The sequence below is a fragment of the Ensifer meliloti genome (assembly GCF_030064585.1).
In the GTDB taxonomy this organism is placed as follows: domain Bacteria; phylum Pseudomonadota; class Alphaproteobacteria; order Rhizobiales; family Rhizobiaceae; genus Sinorhizobium; species Sinorhizobium meliloti.
Window position 1 is genome coordinate 539401 of the sequence record NZ_CP120364.1, and the last position, 18170, is coordinate 557570.

General features: G+C 62.3%; 21 protein-coding genes. 7 read left to right on the forward strand and 14 right to left on the reverse strand.

Annotation, left to right across the window (positions count from 1 at the left end; genetic code table 11):
* The first annotated feature begins 114 nt into the window (after nt 1–114).
* A complete protein-coding gene (locus PZL22_RS02390; protein ID WP_010976084.1) occupies nt 115–1035 on the forward strand; it encodes a LysR family transcriptional regulator in 921 nt (306 codons plus the stop codon).
* A gap of 55 nt (nt 1036–1090) precedes the next feature.
* On the opposite strand, the gene PZL22_RS02395 is transcribed toward PZL22_RS02390, so the two are convergent.
* From PZL22_RS02395 to PZL22_RS02415, 5 genes are all read right to left on the reverse strand, one after another.
* On the reverse strand, nt 1091–2335 hold the full coding sequence (locus PZL22_RS02395; protein ID WP_003526218.1) for a Zn-dependent hydrolase: 1245 nt from the start codon (nt 2333–2335) through the stop codon (nt 1091–1093).
* Between the two features lie 36 nt (nt 2336–2371).
* Nucleotides 2372–3652, reverse strand: coding sequence for a TRAP transporter large permease (locus tag PZL22_RS02400; protein ID WP_003526219.1), 1281 nt, complete (start codon nt 3650–3652; stop codon nt 2372–2374).
* Entirely contained in the window at nt 3649–4125 is a 477-nt protein-coding gene (locus PZL22_RS02405) for a TRAP transporter small permease (protein ID WP_033048304.1), read from the reverse strand. Before PZL22_RS02405 ends, PZL22_RS02400 begins: the two co-directional genes overlap by 4 nt.
* Before the next feature lie 82 nt (nt 4126–4207).
* Nucleotides 4208–5206 (reverse strand): TRAP transporter substrate-binding protein, encoded by a 999-nt coding sequence (locus PZL22_RS02410; protein ID WP_003526221.1) that lies wholly within the window; start codon nt 5204–5206, stop codon nt 4208–4210.
* A 135-nt stretch (nt 5207–5341) separates the two neighbouring features.
* Nucleotides 5342–5734: a RidA family protein gene (locus tag PZL22_RS02415; RefSeq protein ID WP_003526222.1), complete on the reverse strand. Its 393-nt coding sequence runs from the start codon at nt 5732–5734 to the stop codon at nt 5342–5344.
* Nucleotides 5735–6042: 308 nt separating this feature from the next.
* On the opposite strand from PZL22_RS02415, the gene PZL22_RS02420 reads away from it, so the two are divergent.
* On the forward strand, nt 6043–6477 hold the full coding sequence (locus PZL22_RS02420; RefSeq protein WP_003526223.1) for a DUF4168 domain-containing protein: 435 nt from the start codon (nt 6043–6045) through the stop codon (nt 6475–6477).
* Between the two features lie 116 nt (nt 6478–6593).
* On the opposite strand, the gene PZL22_RS02425 is transcribed toward PZL22_RS02420, so the two are convergent.
* From PZL22_RS02425 to PZL22_RS02440, 4 genes are all read right to left on the reverse strand, one after another.
* The gene (locus tag PZL22_RS02425; protein WP_033048287.1) at nt 6594–6950 is read right to left on the reverse strand and encodes a hypothetical protein; all 357 of its coding nucleotides are present in this window, start codon (nt 6948–6950) and stop codon (nt 6594–6596) included.
* Between the two features lie 73 nt (nt 6951–7023).
* The gene (locus PZL22_RS02430; RefSeq protein WP_003526225.1) at nt 7024–7464 is read right to left on the reverse strand and encodes a CBS domain-containing protein; all 441 of its coding nucleotides are present in this window, start codon (nt 7462–7464) and stop codon (nt 7024–7026) included.
* A gap of 61 nt (nt 7465–7525) precedes the next feature.
* Nucleotides 7526–7855, reverse strand: a complete 330-nt coding sequence (locus PZL22_RS02435) for a DUF2934 domain-containing protein (RefSeq protein ID WP_127515727.1) — start codon at nt 7853–7855, stop codon at nt 7526–7528.
* A gap of 86 nt (nt 7856–7941) precedes the next feature.
* Nucleotides 7942–8106, reverse strand: a complete 165-nt coding sequence (locus tag PZL22_RS02440; RefSeq protein ID WP_003526228.1) for a hypothetical protein — start codon at nt 8104–8106, stop codon at nt 7942–7944.
* 166 nt (nt 8107–8272) lie between these two features.
* Here PZL22_RS02440 and PZL22_RS02445 point away from each other — a divergent pair, with 166 nt between their 5' ends.
* Nucleotides 8273–9016: a BON domain-containing protein gene (locus PZL22_RS02445; protein WP_284718441.1), complete on the forward strand. Its 744-nt coding sequence runs from the start codon at nt 8273–8275 to the stop codon at nt 9014–9016.
* Between the two features lie 422 nt (nt 9017–9438).
* Here PZL22_RS02445 and PZL22_RS02450 read toward each other — a convergent pair whose 3' ends face one another.
* Entirely contained in the window at nt 9439–10581 is a 1143-nt protein-coding gene (locus PZL22_RS02450) for a DNA topoisomerase IB (RefSeq protein WP_127515730.1), read from the reverse strand.
* Nucleotides 10574–12670 carry a glycogen debranching protein GlgX gene (gene glgX, locus PZL22_RS02455; RefSeq protein ID WP_003526232.1) on the reverse strand — a complete coding sequence of 699 codons (2097 nt, stop codon included), beginning with the start codon at nt 12668–12670 and terminating at the stop codon, nt 10574–10576. Before glgX ends, PZL22_RS02450 begins: the two co-directional genes overlap by 8 nt.
* A 143-nt stretch (nt 12671–12813) precedes the next feature.
* Between glgX and treZ the strand changes: the two genes are divergently transcribed.
* The gene (gene treZ, locus PZL22_RS02460; protein ID WP_127515731.1) at nt 12814–14619 is read left to right on the forward strand and encodes a malto-oligosyltrehalose trehalohydrolase; all 1806 of its coding nucleotides are present in this window, start codon (nt 12814–12816) and stop codon (nt 14617–14619) included.
* 86 nt (nt 14620–14705) lie between these two features.
* A complete protein-coding gene (locus PZL22_RS02465) occupies nt 14706–15347 on the forward strand; it encodes a UdgX family uracil-DNA binding protein (protein WP_127515732.1) in 642 nt (213 codons plus the stop codon).
* A 4-nt stretch (nt 15348–15351) separates the two neighbouring features.
* Here PZL22_RS02465 and PZL22_RS02470 read toward each other — a convergent pair whose 3' ends face one another.
* Complete coding sequence (locus PZL22_RS02470) at nt 15352–16074, reverse strand: glutathione S-transferase (RefSeq protein ID WP_284718442.1); 723 nt, start codon at nt 16072–16074, stop codon at nt 15352–15354.
* A gap of 192 nt (nt 16075–16266) precedes the next feature.
* Between PZL22_RS02470 and PZL22_RS02475 the strand changes: the two genes are divergently transcribed.
* The gene (locus PZL22_RS02475) at nt 16267–16806 is read left to right on the forward strand and encodes a cupin domain-containing protein (RefSeq protein WP_003526236.1); all 540 of its coding nucleotides are present in this window, start codon (nt 16267–16269) and stop codon (nt 16804–16806) included.
* 16 nt (nt 16807–16822) lie between these two features.
* Here PZL22_RS02475 and PZL22_RS02480 read toward each other — a convergent pair whose 3' ends face one another.
* Nucleotides 16823–17038, reverse strand: a complete 216-nt coding sequence (locus PZL22_RS02480; protein ID WP_003526237.1) for a hypothetical protein — start codon at nt 17036–17038, stop codon at nt 16823–16825.
* A 140-nt stretch (nt 17039–17178) separates the two neighbouring features.
* Between PZL22_RS02480 and PZL22_RS02485 the strand changes: the two genes are divergently transcribed.
* Nucleotides 17179–17514 (forward strand): hypothetical protein, encoded by a 336-nt coding sequence (locus tag PZL22_RS02485; RefSeq protein WP_284718443.1) that lies wholly within the window; start codon nt 17179–17181, stop codon nt 17512–17514.
* A gap of 264 nt (nt 17515–17778) precedes the next feature.
* Here the strand turns inward: PZL22_RS02485 and PZL22_RS02490 are convergent, their stop codons facing one another.
* Nucleotides 17779–18048: a hypothetical protein gene (locus tag PZL22_RS02490; protein ID WP_013850427.1), complete on the reverse strand. Its 270-nt coding sequence runs from the start codon at nt 18046–18048 to the stop codon at nt 17779–17781.
* Nucleotides 18049–18170 lie beyond the last annotated feature (122 nt).

Here is an 18170-nt window from a genome sequence, read left to right on the forward strand (position 1 = left end):
GCGCACATTTTTCCTCATCCCGCTCTATCTCTCCCGGAGGCTGCGCTGCCATCGTGGTTCAGCAGCTCGTGCCGACTCCACGTGAGTGGAGTCGCAAATGGATAGGCCCATACGATGTCGACAGATCTCAATCTCAATCTCCTGCGGTCGTTTTTCATGATCGCCGAAGAGCGAAGCCTCACGCGGGCAGCGGCCCGGCTCAACATGAGCCAGCCATCGGTCAGCCAGGCGCTGCAACGACTGGAGGAGCAGTTGGCCTGTCAGCTCGTCCTTCGCGGCAGCCGGAAGTTCGAGCTGACGGCCCGGGGGCAGAAAATCTACGAGGAATGCGGCGAGATCTTCCGAGCCGTCGAGCGTATCGGCCAGCTCACGCAGGAGAGGACCGCCGAAGAGTTCGGCGAGGTGCGCATCCAGATCATCTCGAACCTCGAGTCCCCGCTCATAAACGAAGCGCTGCGTCTCTACCATCAGCGCTTTCCCTCCGTAACCTGGGTGATGGAGGTCCAGAACAGCCAGGATACGGTCAAGCGGATCCAGACGGAGAAATGCGGAATAGGATTATGTCTCCTGTCGCGCCCCGTCTTCAGCCTGAATTGCCAGTTGCTGTTTCGCGAGGAATTCAGCGTCTATTGTGGCGCTGAGCATCCCCTTTTCGGTCGTAAGGAGGTGGAGAAGAGGGAACTGCGGCAGGAGTCATTTGTTTCCTTTACCTGCGCCACCGAAGGCATGGGCCTCGAGCCCATGGCGGTCCTCAGCCAAAGCCTCGGTCTCGGCGAACGGATCAGCGGGCAAAGCCCCAATCTCGAGGAAGTAAGACGCATGATCGTCGCCGGTCTCGGGATCGGAATCCTCCCGTTGACGGCGGTTCACGACGAAGTCGCGAGCGGACTTCTCTGGCCGCTCGAAATCAAGGGTTATCCGCTCGGCGCGGACGTGTTTTTGGTGACGCACCCGGAAGGCGACTATTCCCGCGCCGAGCAACATTTCATCGACCTGGTGCAGGAGCTACGCTCGCTCTACCCGGAAATGCACTGAGCGCGCGTCCCGACGAAAAACCGTTATACACTTTTCCTGGAAGTGCTCCGATCAATCAGCGGTCGGCGCGCGCCACGACGGCATGCAACAGGACATTGAGGCCCGGCGCAAGATCGTCGCGGTCGCAGTCCTCCTCGTTGTTGTGGGTGATGCCGCCGTTGCAGGGCGTGAAGATCATTGCCGTCGGGCAATGTCGGGCGAGGAAATAGGCATCGTGCCCGGCCTGGGACTGGATGTCGCGCCAGTCATAGCCCATCCGGACCGCTTCCGCCCGGATTCCTTCCACCATCGCGTGATCGAAGATGTCCCCGCCCCAAAACCACTCGTCCTCTATGACCGCGTCGCAGCCGGCGCGGGCGGCGCTTTCGAAGACCGCACGGCGCATCTTTTCACCCATGACCCGCGCCGTCGCCGCATCGGGATGGCGAACGTCGCAGATCGCTTGGGCCGTGTCGGAGAGAATGCCCGGTTTGTTCGGCCACGCCGCCAGCCGGGCGCCTGTCGCCTTGCCGTCGCCGACGGCAAAATCCCAGCCGATGTCGTCCACGGCAGTCAGCCAGCGTGCGCCCGCGATCAGCGCATTGCGGCGCAGGTCCATTGGCGTCGGGCCGGTATGCGCCGTCTTGCCCGAAAAACGCACCCGCATCCCGTAGCTCGGATATCCGCTCGTCACCACTCCGACATCGCGATTCTCGAGGTCGAGGATCGGCCCCTGCTCGATATGTAATTCGTAATAGGCATCGATCTCACCGGCACGACAGGGCTTGTTTCCGTTGTAACCGATGCGCTCGAGCTCGGCGCCAAAACGCGCTCCGTCGTCGGAGACGAGCTCTTTGACCCAGTCCCCGTCATAGGCCCCGACGAAGCAACCGGATGCGACCATGGGCGGCGAGAAACGCGCTCCCTCTTCATTCGTCCAGTTGACGACCACGATCGGGCGGCGGGTGACATGACCGACGTCGTTCAGCGTACGGATCACCTCGAGTCCGGAGAGAACGCCGGCGATCCCATCGAAGCGACCACCGTTGATCTGGGTGTCGAGATGGCTGCCGATCAGCACCGGCGGCAGCGACGGATCGCTTCCTTCGCGGCGGCCGAAGATGTTGCCGAGTTCATCGATCTCAACGCACAGCCCCGCATCACGACACCAGTTGACGAAGAGGTCGCGCATTCTGCGATCATCGTCCGTCAGCGTTAGGCGGGCGAGGCCGCCCGGCCGCCCCTGGCCGATTTCGGCGGAAGTCTCGATGGTCGACCAGAAGCGATCGATGTTGGCACGGGTGTTCGATGCGAACGACATGGTTCACCTTTCAAATGCAATTGCGGACGAAGCGGCTCACATTCCGAGCGACATCAGTGTCATCAGCCCCGGAAAGAGAACGAGGAGGAACATGATGAGCGCCATGACGCCGATGAACGGCAGCAGGTAGCGGAAGGACGCCGACATCGGTATGCCACCGGTGCGGCACGCGGCCATCAGGTCGATGCCGAGTGGCGGTGTATTGGCGCCGATCGCCAGGTTGATGGTCAGCAGCACGCCGAAATAGACCGGGTCGATCTCGAAGACCCGCAGCACCGGCAGGAAAACGGGCGCCAGGATGAGAATGATGGCGATCGATTCCATGAACGTGCCGAGGACCAGGACCGCGACCATCATCAGCATGAGTGCGACTGTGGCGCTCTCGGTCGCGCCGGTGATGGCATTGACGACGAGCTGCGGAACCTGCTCGACCGTCAGGATCCAGCCGAAGACGGAGGCGGCCGCGATGACGATGAGGATGGAACCGGTCATTTCCGTCGTGTCGCGCAGGAGGCTGAAGACCTTGGCGAGCGTCAGCTGGCGATAAATGAGGGCCCCGACGAGCAGCGCATAGGCGACGCCGATGCCCGCCGCCTCCGTCGGCGTGAAGATGCCGAAGCGGATGCCGCCGACGATGATGACTGGCGCGAGCAGGGCAAGCACGGATTCGCGCAGGGCGGTGCCCAGCCGAGTCCAGCTGAACGGTTCTCCGCCCTTCCAACCGTTCTTGCGGGAAATCCACCACGCGACGACCATCAGCCCGAGACCGAGCAGGATGCCTGGGCCGATGGAGTGGATGAAAAGCTGCCCGATCGACGTTCCGGTCGCCGTTCCGTAGACGATCAGGACTATGGACGGAGGAATGACCGTGCCAAGCGAACCGGCGCAGCCGAGACCTGCGGCGGAGAAACCCGGATGGTAGCCGCGCTCCTTCATGGCCGGCAGCAGCATGGAACCGATCGCCACCACGTCCGCGACACCCGATCCAGAGAGCGAGCCGAACATCATGCAGGCGGCAATCATCACGATAGCGAGACCACCCGTCCGCTGGCCCACGACAGCCGCGCAGAGATTGACGATCCTCGGGGCGAGCCCCCCATGCACCATGAGCAGGCCGGCGAGCAGGAAAAGCGGGATTGCCAGCAGCGTGAAGCTGTCGATCCCCGCCACCATGCGCTGCGCGACCACCATCAGCGGCAAGACATCGCCGACCAGCAGATAAGCGACCGAGGAAAGCGCAAGCGCGATCGCGATCGGCGCATCGATCAGGAGCAAGAGAATGAAGACGGCAAAGAGGACGAGAAGGGCAAGGCTCATTTGCGCAGTTCCGCGGCAACGAGGGCAACGAAGGCGATGGCACCCGTGACCGGCAGCGCGAGATAGACGAGCCCCGCGGGCCAGCTCAGCACCGTGGTTTCATGCGACCATGTCAGCACCGTTATCTTCCATCCGGACCAGATGACGACGACTAGGAACAGGAGGGATGCCAGACGCGCGAGCACGGCAAAGAAGGAACGCAACCGGCCGGGCGCAACAAGCAGGTCCGTCAGGCCGGCGCAAAGATGCGTGTCGCGGACGAAGGCGGAAACCGCACCGATGAACGTCACCCAAACCAATAGAAGACGGGGGATTTCCTCAGACCAACGGGGTGTGAAGGAAAGGGCATAACGGCAAATGACGACGTAGACGATGATGGCGGTGAAGGTGGCGATGGCCAGGCCGCCCACCGCGCGGGCTAAGTTGTCTATGGCATTGGAAATCCGCGGACGCGGTATCGATGCGTCTTGCATGGAAGCCTCGCTGTGTGGACGGACGGACATGATCCGGCGATGGGAAACGTCCCGCCCGCAACCGGCGGGCAGGACGATCATATTACTTGCGATAGCTGTCCATGACTTCAAGCAGCTGGGGACCGAAGACGTCCTTCTCGCTTTCCCAGATCGGCTTCAGGGCGTCGGCGAAAGCAGCCTTGTCCACCTCGTTGAACTGCATGCCTTTCGATTTCAGCTTCTCGATCAGCGCGACCTCGTTATCGGCAACCATCTGGCGCTGCGCGTTGCCCCACTTGACGGCCGCTTCCTTCACGATGGCCTGGTCCTCGGGGGAAACCTGCGCCCAGGTCATGCTCGACACGGTCAGGCATGCGGCCCCCCAGATGTGACCGGTCATCGAAACGTATTTCTGTACTTCGTAGAACGACGAGGCATCGATGATCGAGAGCGGATTTTCCTGCGCGTCGAACACGCCCTGCTGCAGGGCCGAGTATAGCTCGCCGAAGGCCAGCGGCGCCGGCTGCGCGCCGAGACGTTCGAACGTCGCAAGCCGAACCTTGTCCGGCGTTACGCGGATCTTGAGGCCGGCGAGATCGGCCGGCTTGACGATCGGATGCTTGTTATTGGTGATGTTGCGGAAGCCGTTTTCCCACCAGGCGAGAACCTCGATGCCTTTCGGCCGAAGCAGATCGGCAAGCGCTGTGCCGAGCTTGCCGTCGAGCGCGGCGAAGGCCTGTTCGCGACTGGTCCAGGCATAGGGCATCTCGATGATCCCGAACTTCGGCTCGACGAACTGGAAGGAGCCGCTGCCGATCAGGCCGCCCTGTATGGTGCCTATCTGCATGCCCTCGATGACTTCCTTCTCCGTGCCGAGTTGGCCGGAGGGGAAGATCTCGATCTTGACGCGGCCTTCCGTCTTCTCCGAGACCTCCTTGGCGAAGTCCGTCGAGGCCTTGTGCCAGCTATGGATATCGGCAAGCACATGGCCGAAACGAATCGTCGTTTCGGCCATGACAGCAGAATGAGCGGAAAGGCCGACAATGCCAGCCATCACTGTGGCGGCAAGACCGCGTGAAATTTTCGAAATGCCCAGTTTCATAGCGCCCTCATTTGTTGCGTTTATTCTGGGCATATTAGGCGTGCATGATGCCCGCAACGCAAATAGCCGGACTCAATGGCAAACATTGAGTCCGCTTATGGGAGCGGCCGCGATTTCCTGTGAGAAACGATCGCATCATTCCACGGTCGCGATACATTCGATCTCGATATCGAAATGCGTCCAAGGCTTGATCGCCACGCAACTGCGGGCCGGAAAGCCGCCAGGAAAATACGCGCGATAAACCGCGTTCATCTCCGCAGCCAAATCGTTATCGGTGATAAAGACGAGCGATTTGAAGACGTTGTCGAGCGAGGAGCCAGCATGGCGGAGGGTGAATGAGAGCGCGTCCATGCAGGCGCGCGTCTGGGTGGCCATGTCCCCCCTGACGATCTCGCCTGTCTTCAGGTCGATCGGCGGCATCCCGCACGTGTAGAGAAAACCGCCAACGCGGGTCAACGCGGAGGTCGGCGCGCCCAGTCTTCGGATTGCTTCGGAAATCACGGGGATTTCAATGATTTCGTGCTTCATGTCGCATGACCCTTTATAGCGGCGCAGATCGTACCCGGTCGTGTGGGAGACAGCATTTGCGCCACGTTTCAACCAATGTCTAGCCGCAGCGTATGTCGCGTTCCAAGCCCCTGCATCTTGTTCTGCACGGCCCCCGCGGCAGCCACAAAGCTGCCGCCTAATGGTCAGCAAAATGCCCCCTCGTCGCCGCACCGAGCACTTCCGAGGCGTACATGCTCCCCGAGTAGCTTGCGTCGTTTCGACGGCGGAGCGAATGAGCAAGGCGGTATTGCTGCCGATCAAGTCATGCACGTCATGGAGGACAGAACATGATTACTCGCTATACACTCGTTGCATCGCTGACCGTTGCAGCCTCCAGCTTAATGCTTCTCAGCCCGGCTTCGGCGCTCGAAATCGCGCAGGCGCAACAGGCGCAGCCGACACAGACCCAACCCGACGCCAGCGGCACGAGCGCCCCGATCAGCGATCAGAAGATCGAGGCCTTCGCAGTGGCCTATCTTCAGGTCGACAAGGTAAGGCAGGAGTACTCCACGAAAATCGGGGCTACCACCGACGAGGCTGCGAAGGCAAAGCTGCAGAACGAAGCCAGCCAGGAAATGGTCAAGGCCGTGGAAACCGCGCCGAACATGTCGGTGGAGGAATATACGACGATCCTGAAGGCTGCGCAGAGTGATCCGGCGCTTGCCCAGAAGGTTCAGGAAAAGCTCCAGACGTCGACGCCGCAGCAGCCGCAGCAGCAATAAGCACGGCTTCGACACTTTGAGCAGCTCCGAGAAGATCGCGTGACGGTCTTCTGTCCGGAATTGCGCAATGTCAAAGACTAGATCGTTTCACCATTGAGTGAAACGATCTAAGCTCTTCAGCCCACGAGCCAGAACAGCGCCGCGCCTATCAGAACGAACAGCCCCACAGCGGCCAGGAAACGCAGCGTGCCGGCGCTCGTATTGTCGCCGAGCACCCGATTCCAGTATTCGCCGCCAGTGGCGTCGTTCGTTTCGATGCCCGCTTCTGCCGGCGTCGTCGCGACCTTTCCGTCGCCTGCACTGAAATTGCGCGGCCGCGGCTGTGGCGGGTCGGGGCGCGCCCGGTCCGCCTCGCCGAGATACGGCACACCGCTTCCTGCATCGCCGGCATCAGCGACGTGATCGTCGGGCTCCGCACCACCGCCGGGAGCGAGACCAGTCCGGACCGGCATTCTTTCCTGTTTCCCCGCCATAGTTGGACTCCCTTGTGCGAAATGAGAACGGGGGCGCCATCACGCCCCCACCCGTGCCAAAACGGCAAATCGTTCAGCCGCTTCGATTGGACTGGTTGTGGGATCCACCGGGCTCGGTCACGCCCTTCAGGCCAGTGCCAGCCATTTGCGGTTGTTCACGGGCCGCGTCGGCGAGCGAGACTATCCCGACCAGCTGCTTGTCATGGTTCACAACGGGCAGCCGTCGAACCTGGATGTCGCCCATGTTGCGCGCGACATCGTCCACCTCATCGTCGTCGAAGCAATATTTCACGTCCGTGGTCATGATGTCGGCGACCCGTGCCTGAGGGTCCATACCATCGGCAACGCCGCGCACGACGATGTCTCTGTCGGTTATCATGCCGATCAGGCGGTCATCGTCTCCGACCGGCATGAAGCCGATATCGTTTTCCGCCATCTGCCGCGCAACTTCCGTTATGGTGTCGTTGGGGCTTGCAAGATGAACGTCTCTTGTCATGATCTCCGATACACGCATTTGTTTTCTCCTTCACGTTTCAACGGCGGCCCGCGAATGCTCAAGCCGCCGTGACGGCCGCTCACCGCCCGTCGTCCGGGCGAGCCGCCGGATTTCCTTCGGGCGAAGCGGGTGCCCCAGTCCCCGCCGCGGTCTGCTTTTCGCGCCGCCTGCTGCCGTTGGCCTGGACCTCGCTCTCCCGCGCGGAGCCGTCTCTCTGCGTTTCCGGTCCCTGCATTTCCGATCCTTGCATTTCCGGTGCTTGCATTTCCGGTCCATTCATTTCTCTGGCCGCCTGCTCCCAGTGGCGCTGATGCTGCCCGTCCGGCCGCCCCTCCTGCTCCCAGATCGCATAGGCTCTGCGCCTGATGAGCTCTTCCCGCTCGTTGTCCATGTCCCTTAGCTCGTCCATGTCCCTTACCTCGCCGCTGGACTTCGTTGATGGCGAGTTTCAAACGGCGCGACCGTCCATTTGTTCCGCCCGCGCCTCGATGACCTTCATATGTGCTTTGGCGGCTCCGGATTTTCGTCCGGATTAGGGAGCGGAATTTCATCCGGAAGGCGGTCCGGATCGGGCTCCTCGATCGGCGGCTCCGGATGCCAAGGCGGCAAGTCCGGCGGCGGCGGCTCGGGTACTGGCTCCAGCTGACGCGGGTTCGGCATTTTTGTCTCCCTTGAGCATGCGGGGGCGACACCCCTTTTCGGAACAATCCCGACCGTGCGGGATTGTTCCGCCGCCGGCGCAGGGAACGGGGCGAAGCGCGGAACCCTTTGGGTCGATCGCGGGTTTGACTCAACATCAGCAAGAGCAAAAACCAGGAGAGAGCCCATGCCCAGACATCCGGACTATGGCAGAAACGATCCCTACGGCCGTCGCGATTGGGCCCGCCGCGACTGGGAGAACGAGCGCCAACGCGACCCTTACAACTATGGATCCGAGCGCCGCGGTCGGGCGCGCAGCCGCTTCGATGAAGATGTCGAGCCGCGTGGCGTCGACTACGAGAGCTCGATGTCGTGGCCGGCCGGGAACTACCGCGGCGGCGAAAGCGAACGCGAACGCTGGAGCGACGACGACTACGATCGTAAGGGCCGCGAGCGTTATTTCAGGGATTATCACGGGCCCGGTTACGGCTATCGCAGCGAGGGCCGTTACCGCGGCTATGGAGGTTACGGCGAAACGCGCGACTATCGTCGCGACCGCGATTTTCTCGACCGCGCCAGCGACGAGGTCGCTTCCTGGTTCGGTGACGAAGATGCCGAGCGCAGGCGGGAGATGGACCGGCACCGCGGCAAGGGTCCGAAAGGCTACAGGCGCACCGACGGCCGCATCCAGGAAGATGTCAGCGACCGCCTGAGCGACGACGGCGCTCTCGACGCCTCCAACATCGAAGTGAGCGTGACGAACGGCGAAGTACAGCTCAACGGATCGGTGAGCTCGAAATGGGCAAAACGCCGCGCCGAGGACTGTGCCGAAAACGTCTCCGGAGTCACGAATGTGCAAAACAATCTGCGCATAGAGACGGCGGATGCCGCCACCGTCCAGCAGACCCCCAACCTCACCGATCTTAGCTGAGGCGATTGCGGGCATGCGAGCCGAGGGGTGCCGCGTAAGCTTGCGCGGCGTCTTTGCCTAGATCAGGTTAGAGCGGGATGCCCGCGGGGAAAACCGCGCACACTTTTCTTCATCCCGCTCTTAGCTAAGGCCTATTGAGATACCGCGGCGGCTTGTTTGATTTCCCCTGTGCTCGTCACAGGGCAGCCAGACCAAGTCCTTGGGCTGAAAGAACCCTTCCCGCGCCGCAGACGCGGCGCTGCTGGATCTCTGTGACAAGCACAGAGATGAGGAAGAGAAGAATTTCAGTCCTCCGATACGTTTCCTCAGCCGAAGCGCCCGGCAACCTTGTCCGCACCGCCCTACGCGCCGACAAAAGCAATCAGAGCGCCATCATTCATCTTGAAGCAGCCGTCATAACTCGAGATAAATCTCAACAGGCCTTAGCTGGAAGCTCGTCGCTCTTCCGCGACCGATTTTGCCTGCCGCGCCCTCGAGCGCGCCGAGCGCTGAAGAAAACTCAGCAAGCGCTGTTCCTCCACACGCAGTTCGCTATCCAAGCGCCCGCGCGCCTGAAGCTGCCGTGCCGAGATCGAGGCCGACTTGTCGGCGAGAGCGAGCACATCCGGATGAATGTAGCTGCTCCGGCTGATGGCGGGCGTGTTGTGAAGAACTGACGCAGCCGCTTCGCTCATCTGCTTGATCGTCGGCCACTCACCCTGCTCGATCGAGGTCCGGGCGGCCGTGAAAGCCGCGAGAGTGCCGCCCCAGGTCCGGAATGTCTTTGCGGAAACGGCTGCACCGGCCATGTCCGTGAGGTACCGGTTGAGCCGGCCGGAATCGACCGGCCGAAGGGCGTCATTTTCATCCTTCCAAACGAAAAGCTGTCTGCCCGGCAGATCCGCGATCTCTTCCAGCAACTGCTGCAATTTGGGGCGACGGAGCAGGCGCTGGACGCGCTTGCCGCCCTTGCCGATGAATTTCAGCTCTATGAAGCCATCGCCCAGCCTGAGATGCCGCTTCAGCAGCGTGGTGGCACCGTAGCTCCCATTGGCCTGCACGTAAGCCTGGTTGCCGGTGCGCAGATGGGCCTCGTCCAGCAAGGCCACGAGCGCAGCGAGCACGGTTTGCATGTTTTCCACGTCGCCCTGCATGTGGCGCCGTATGGTGCGGCGTATCTTGGGCAATGCCTTGCCGAATTCCACCAGTTGCGCGAATTTATCGGCGCTCCTGAGAGCCTGCCACTCCCTGTGGTAGCGGTACTGTTTTCGTCCGCGTGCATCGTAGCCCGTGGCCTGCAGATGCCCCCGTTCTTCGAGGCAGATCCAGACGTCTTCATAGGCAGGCGGCAGGCCCAGCGCCGCTATGCGGCTCCTGATCGACGGATCGGTAACGATCGAGCCGTCCGGCATTCGGTAGACAAACCCCTTGCCACGCCTTTGCCGCCGGATGCCCGGTTCGCTGTCGCTGACATAGACGAGCCCGGTTTCCTCGGGCACGTGACCGGCCGCCGCCAGGTTCCGCGGACCATCCGCGATCACGCAAGGCGGACATTCGAGCACGTCGACCGACGTTGCTCTAGCCATTGCCTCCCTCCTGCGGCACGAAGGCGACGACGCTCTGCGCCGGGATAGTGTTGCGATCCGCGCTGGCGCGCATGCCGAACGGTTCGTCGGCTGCCGTGTCGAGCACGCGTAGCCAGCGCCTGCTTCCATTTCCGTGGGGCAGGGCTATCTCGCAATCACCGCCGGCATTGAGCACGAGGACGATCTCGCCGGCCGGCGGAGCTTCGCCCTGCCCGACGCGGCAGATATAGGCGCAGATCAGGCGGAGCTCAGCGTCGTGCCAGGCGTCCTCGTCCATCGGGCTGCCATCCGCCTTGTACCAGGCGATTTCGACCCGTCCATTCTCCTCGGGCTCTCCGTCGAGGAACCGTTCCTGCCGCAGGACAGGGTGTTCCTTGCGGAAGGCGAGGAGCTTGCGGCAGAAATCCACGAAGCCATCGTCCGCACCGCTCCAATCGAGCCAGCCGATCTCGTTATCCTGGCAATAGGCGTTGTTGTTGCCCTGCTGGCTGTTTCCCAGCTCGTCGCCGCCGAGCACCATCGGCACGCCCTGGCTGATCATCAGGGTGGCGAGCATGGCCGCCCGCCGTCGCTTGCGGGCCTCGATGATCTCTCCGTTGTCGGTTGGGCCTTCGGCGCCCATGTTGTCGGAATGATTGTCGGAGTGCCCGTCCCGGTTCTCCTCGCCGTTCGCCTCGTTGTGTTTTTCGCCGTACGAGACCGTGTCTGTCAGGGTGAAGCCGTCATGGGCGCTCACCAGGTTGATCGACGAGGTCGCGGCACGGTCCGAATGCCTGAACTGAACCGGCGAGCCGAGAATGCGCTCGGCAAGCACCGGAACCATGCCGCCATCTCCCTTCCAGAAGCGCCGGACATCGTCGCGGAACCGGTCGTTCCATTCGCGGAACGGCGGCGGGAAACCGCCGAGCTGATAGCCGCCCTCGCCGACGTCCCAGGGTTCGGCGATCAGCTTCACACCCGCCAGAATCGGATCCTGCCGGATCGCGTCGAAAAAGCCGCCTTCGCGATCGAACTCCATGTATTCGCGGCCGAGCGTGCTTGCGAGATCGAAGCGGAAGCCGTCGATATGCATCACGCCCACCCAGTAACGCAGGCTGTCGAAGACCATGCGCAGCACCAGGGGATGGGCAACATTGAGCGTGTTGCCGGTGCCCGTCGTGTCGTAGGTGTGGCGCGGCTTGTCCGGCGACTGGCGGTAATAGCTGAAATTGTCGAGCCCGCGGAAGCTCAAGGTCGGGCCGCGTTCCGAACCCTCGGCCGTATGGTTGTAGACGACATCCATCAGAACTTCGATGCCGGCGGAATGAAACCGCTTCACCATCGTCTTGAATTCGGTAAAGCGGTCGCCCTTGAGATAGCGCTCGTGGGGAGCGAAGAATCCGAGCGTCTGATACCCCCAATAATTTCTGAGGTTCCGCTCCACCAGGTAGCGGTCGTCGAGGAAATACTGCACCGGCATCAATTCGATCGCCGAAACGCCGAGCTTCGTCAAGTGCTCGATGATCGGATCGCTCGCCATGCCGAGAAACGTGCCACGCAGCTCGTCCGGCACGCCGGGATGCGTCATGGTCATGCCGCGGACATGCGCCTCGTAGATGATCGTTTCAGTCCAGGGGCGGCGGATCGCTTCTTCGCCCGCCCAGTCGAAAGTCGGGTCCTGAACGACGCCCTTCACCATGAAGGGGGCGCTGTCGCGCTCGTCAAAGGAAAGGTCGCCCTCAGGGCTGCCGATCGTATAGCCGAAGAGGGCATCGTCCCAGATGAGCTCACCCGCGACCAGCTTGGCGTAGGGATCGAGCAGCAGCTTGTTCGGATTGAAGCGGTGACCATTGTGCGGGTCGTAAGGTCCGTGGGCGCGGTAGCCATAGAGGGTGCCGGGACCGATACCCTCGATGTAACCGGACCAGATATCGCCCTCGCGCTTCGGCAGCGGCATGCGCGCCGTTTCCTCGCGCCCATCCTCGGAAAACAGGCAGAGCTCGATCTTCTCCGCATGCGCCGAGAAGACCGCAAAATGCGTCCCCTGGCCGGTGTATTCTGCACCGAGTTCAGGTTTCATGAAATCGAGTTCGGAAAAAGTCAGGTTCATTCAGTCGCGCCCTCTACCGCCTTGCCCGGCAGCTTTGATGCAACGCAACGGGCCGGCATTTGTTCCTCTCCCCCGAACGGGTGCCGGGGGAACTTTCCCCGCCCTCGGCCAGTTCCTCGCCTTTCATCTCGAAGGACATATCGATGCCGGCAAGTTCGACGCGTGCACATTTCAGAAACAGCTGGGGCGCAAATTTCATCGACGGCGACACATGCCGGTTTCGTTTGTGGGCTCCCGACGAGCGGGACGTCGATCTGGTTCTCGGCGGGGCCGCGCATAAGATGCAGTCGCTCGACGGCGGCTGGTTCGAAATCACGCTCGAGGCGAAGGCGGGAGAGCGCTATTGCTTCCGCCTTGCCGACGGCACCGAGGTGGCCGATCCCGCCTCCTCGGCACAGGAGCGGGAAGCGTCGGGTACGTCGATCGTCGTCGATCACGCCGCCTATGAATGGCAGGCTTCCTCCTGGCGCGGCAGGCCCTGGGAGGAGGCGGTCATTTCGGAGTTGCATGTCGGCTGCTTCACGCCGGAGGGCACCTTCCGCGCTGCAATCGAGCGCTTGCCGGATCTGGCAGGGGCCGGAATCACCGCGATCGAGATCATGCCCGTCGCGCAATTCCCCGGTGCGCGGGGCTGGGGCTACGACGGCGTGCTGCACTATGCTCCGCACAATGCCTACGGCAAGCCGGATGACCTGAAGGCGCTCGTGGATGCGGCCCATTCGCTCGGTCTGACGGTCCTGCTCGATGTCGTTTATAACCACTTCGGGCCGGAGGGAAATTACCTTTCCCGCTATGCGAGCCGCTTCTTCAACAAGGATCGCCCGACACCGTGGGGGGCGTCGATCGCCTTCGAGGAGGAAGCGGTCCGGCGCTATTTCATCGAGAACGCGCTCTACTGGCTCGGCGATTTCCGTATCGACGGATTGCGTCTCGATGCGACCGAACAGATCCGCGATACGACCAAGCCGCATTTTCTCGTCGCGCTGGAGCACGAGCTTCGGAAAACGTTCGCCGAGCGGCAAATCCACCTGGTGCTGGAAGACGCTCACCGCCGCAGAAGCCTTCTGCAGCGCGACGCGAGCGGCTCGCGCATGCTCTTCGATGCGGCATGGAACGACGATCTTCACAATGCCCTCCACGTCGTGGCGACCGGCGAAACCAAGGGCCACTATCGCCCCTTCGCGGACGAGCCCTGGGGCAAGATCCGCAGCGCGCTGACCGATGGCTTCGCCGTGCCGGCAAAGGAAGACAATTTCTCCACTGAGGGGAGCCGAGCCCGCGTGCCGCCGCAAGGCCGCGTGAATTTCCTGCAGAACCACGACCAGATTGGCAACCGCGCCTTCGGCGAACGTCTTGCCTCGCTCCTCCAGGAGGACAGCCTGCGCGTATTGGCGGCCATGCACATGCTGACGCCGCAAATCCCTCTCCTGTTCATGGGTGAAGAATACGGCGAGACGCAGCCCTTCTATTTCTTCTCCGACTACCAGGGGGAAATAGCCGAGGCTATCCGGCTCGGACGCCGGGACGAAGCCGAAAATTTCGGCGGCCTTCCAGAGGGCAAGACGATGGATGATCTGCCTGATCCGCTCGACCCGGACGTCTTTGCCGGTTCGAAGCTACGTTGGAACCGCGCGGCAAGCCCTGCCGGCGAGCGGCATCTTGCCTATATGCGCGACCTCGCCGGGATAAGGCAGCGGCACATCGTACCGCTGATCGCCGGCACCGCCGTACCGGATTGCCGTGCATACGAGACCAAGGATGGCATCATCGCCGTCGACTGGCAATTCGGGGAGGCCTGCCTGGAATTGCGCGTCAATCTTTTGCACGAGACACACGCCGTTCCCGCACTACGCGGTCAGCCGATCTTCACGAGCGAAACGTCCGGTGGCGAGACCGTCTACGGCAGCGAGTTGGCCGGCCCTGGCATCGTCGTCGCCATAGCACGGTGACCGCCATCGGCAGACCGTGGAACATGCCTTGAGCCTCACGGTTAGACATCGCGCCCGAGAATAAAGGCGGAGAGTCTCGAGGAACGATGCCGAAACAGCTTGTGAAACTTGGCCCGGCCCTTGCCGGCGAACACGCCGAGGCAACGACGATTGCCTCTCTGCGGCGGCAGGCGGAGGGGTGCGAGCGCTGCGACCTCTACAAGAACGCCACGCAACTGGTCTTCGGCGAGGGTCCGGTCGACGCGCGTGTCGTGCTCGTCGGCGAACAGCCCGGCGACCGCGAGGACCTTGCCGGGCGCCCGTTCGTCGGACCCGCCGGGCGCATCCTGGACGAGTGCCTGCACGAAGCCGGCATCGACCGGTCGGAATGCTATCTCACCAATGCCGTTAAACACTTTAAATTCGAACAGCGCGGCAAGCGCCGAATGCATTCGCGGCCGAACGCCGGTGAGATTCAGGCCTGCGCCTGGTGGCTCGGCGCCGAACTCGCTGAGCTCCGCCCCGAAATCGTCGTCGCGCTCGGGGCAACGGCGCTGATGTCCCTGCTCGGGCGAAGCGTGGGTGTCACCAGAAACCGCGGCGAGCTTCTGACGGCGTCCGGCGGCTTCTCCGTGCTCGTGACCATCCACCCCTCCTATCTTCTGAGAATCCGAGGCCGATCCGACCCCGAAGCGGAACGCGCCCGGTTTGTCGACGATCTCGCCAAGGTGGCGGCTCGCATCGGTTGACCGGTCAGGACTGCCGGTCGAGTTCCGGATAGTGGCGGAAGACGCAGGATTCGTTGAAGGCGAGCCGCCGCTTCGAGGCCAGATAGCTCAGAATTCTCGGCCGTGCACGAACGGCATCGTGCAAGGCGACCAGTCCGGGAATGTTTGCCTCATAGGCATCCATCGCCTTGGGAAAGGCATAGCGGAGTCCTTCGATCACCTGGAAAAGCGAAAGATCGACGTAGCTCAGCCGGTCCCCGACCATATGTTCCGGGCCCCTGGGATTTTGTGTGAGCACGCGTTCGAAATAGCCGAGAAACTTCGGCAGGCGCTCGGAGAGGAAATCGGCCGACCGCCTCAGCGCTTCAGGCTTCTGGTCCTCATAATAGAGCGACACGGCGATCGGATGGTGCGTGTCGTGAACCTCCGCGACGAAATCGGTGATCGCCAGCTGCAGACCATTTGTGAAGATTCGAAGCCCCTCGTCCTCGGCAACGAGGCCGAGCCTCGGCCCGAGATAAAAAAGTATGTTGGCGACGTGGCTTATGACGAGGTCGCCATCGACGAGAAACGGGGGAGCGAAGGGAGCGGCGGCTTCACCGGGCATCTTCATCAGCTTCAGCATTTCGTTCGTGCCGCCCGGCTGGCGGGCAATGTCGAGGTAATCCGCGCCGGCCTCCTCCAGCGCAAGGCGCACGAATTCACCGCGGCCGGGAATGCCGTCCCAGTAATAGAGCTTGTATGGCATGAAAGGTCCCCTTCTTTGCCAGCATTCATCTTGGTTCGCGGCCGAAGTCTTTTCCGAGCTCGTTCTCGCCTTTCGCGCACGCCCGGTGCTCCGAGCTATCTTCTTGTATCGGCACGATTGAAGGAAACATACAGCCGCGGAATTCGTTCCGGTTCGGCAGGGAACAGAACATCCTGCGCCGAGGAGAAACCAATGAAAATCGAAGAGCTCATATTCGCCGAAAGCGGCGGCGTACCAAACAACCCGCGCCTGCCGGTTCTGGTCTATCGTCAAGCGATCGACGTTACGGAAAATGGAGCCACACGGATAGAGGAACGCTTCAGGGCCAATGGTTGGCGCGGCCTGTGGCGCGACGGCGTCTTTGCCCATCACCATTACCATTGCGGTGCGCACGAGGTTCTCGGGATCGCGGAAGGCCGGGCACGGCTGCTGATCGGAGGGCCGGACGGTCAGGAGGTCGAGGTCGCCGCCGGCGACGTCATCCTCCTCCCCGCGGGTACGGGCCACCGCCGGAACGAAGCAAGCGTGGATTTCCTGGTCGTCGGCGGCTATCCGCCGGGGCAGGACGCCGGGATTCAGAGCGGCGCCGCGACCGCGGATGACCGTGAGGCGATCGTCTCGGTGCCGCTGCCGAGCCTTGACCCCATTCTCGGCGCCGAGGGACCTGCGGTCACGGTCTGGCAGTCCGCCATGCATACGGAACGCGGTCTCGGCGAAGGACAGGGCCACTGATCACTCGCCGCAATCGTTAGCGCAGCCAGACGGGGAGATCGGCGGCCGTGCGGCAGCCCGCCGCCCGCTCTTTCAGTCCCAGTTTTTCCCAGGCGAATTTCTGGGCAGCAGCCTGTGCCATTTCCTTGGTCTCGTAGATGTCCGGCAGCACATAGGCCTTATGGCCACACGACAGGAGCGCCCTGTGACTCAACAGATCGTAGTGAAGCTCGAGGTATTCTTCGGAATGCAAGGAACCGTCCCAGGTGGCGAGAGGAAAACGGCGGCCGTCGCGGGAAGTTCCATGAAGCCCGCCGCTTGCTGCGACGGTAAGGGCTGCGGACGGAACATAGACGTCGCTTCCGAGTTGATGACGCTTACGGGAGGTCAGTCATGAGCACGAACAAGCATGGAGAACCGCGCCCGGGGGATGATGCGCGCCCGCTCGATCCCCCGAGCGTCGACGAGCCGATCGACGCATGGGAGCGAGATCGGAAGAGCGCGCCAGAGGTCGGAAACCAACTCGACGAACTGCGCGAGCGGATCGCCCGGCTTCAAGCCGAAATCGACGCCATCGCAACCGAGACCCACACGGCCGTGGGCACCGTGCCCGGAGCCGACAGGCTCGAAACAGCGAGAGACGTGGTTGCCGAAAAGCGCGAGGAGATCAAGCGCCTGACGGCGCGTCTCGAAGAGATCGAGCAGACGCTTGGCGGCAGCGCCGCCTAGTTTACTCGATCTAAAACACGGTCATCCACACGCCGCGCCAGAAAAGCGAGTTTGGGTCATCGAGGCGTTCGCAATCGTCCGTCGCAGGCTTCCTGATCTTTGCAGATGCCGGCTTGCGGTCGTTTGCGGGAGGGACAGGGCGCCCTTCGCGTTCCGTCGCGGGCTCCGGTTTTTTGATCGTAAGCATCGCGAGATCCTTTCCGCCGTAAAGGCGTTTCCCCTCAAGTGCTCCTTCCGCTTCCGTCTCCGAGTTCCTTCTTCGGTTCAGTGCCGGTGAATGAATTTGCAGAAGCGGCTGGGTTGCCCGTCGTCAGTCATGTCCTGATGGAGGAAAGCCAGATTCTCCTCGTCGAAGATCTTGAAGAATTCGTCCCAGGAAATTTTCTCCAGCGTGTCTTCCGGCTTGCCGAAATCAACGCGGAGGAGACCACCACCGTCTTCGGTCGCGCCCTTCACGCGCGCCGGCTGTCCTTTGCGGGCCTCTATCCAATTGCGGATTGTGTCGTGGTCGATCGTAGTCATCGCAGCGGTCATCGGAAACTCCATGAACTGGGATGCCGGAGGCGCCTCGAGCGCCATCTTCAGCGGCAGGGAACGCGGTGTGCCCTCACCGCGCCCTAGCTGTGTAAATCGATCGCTGCGCTTATTGTTCCGCC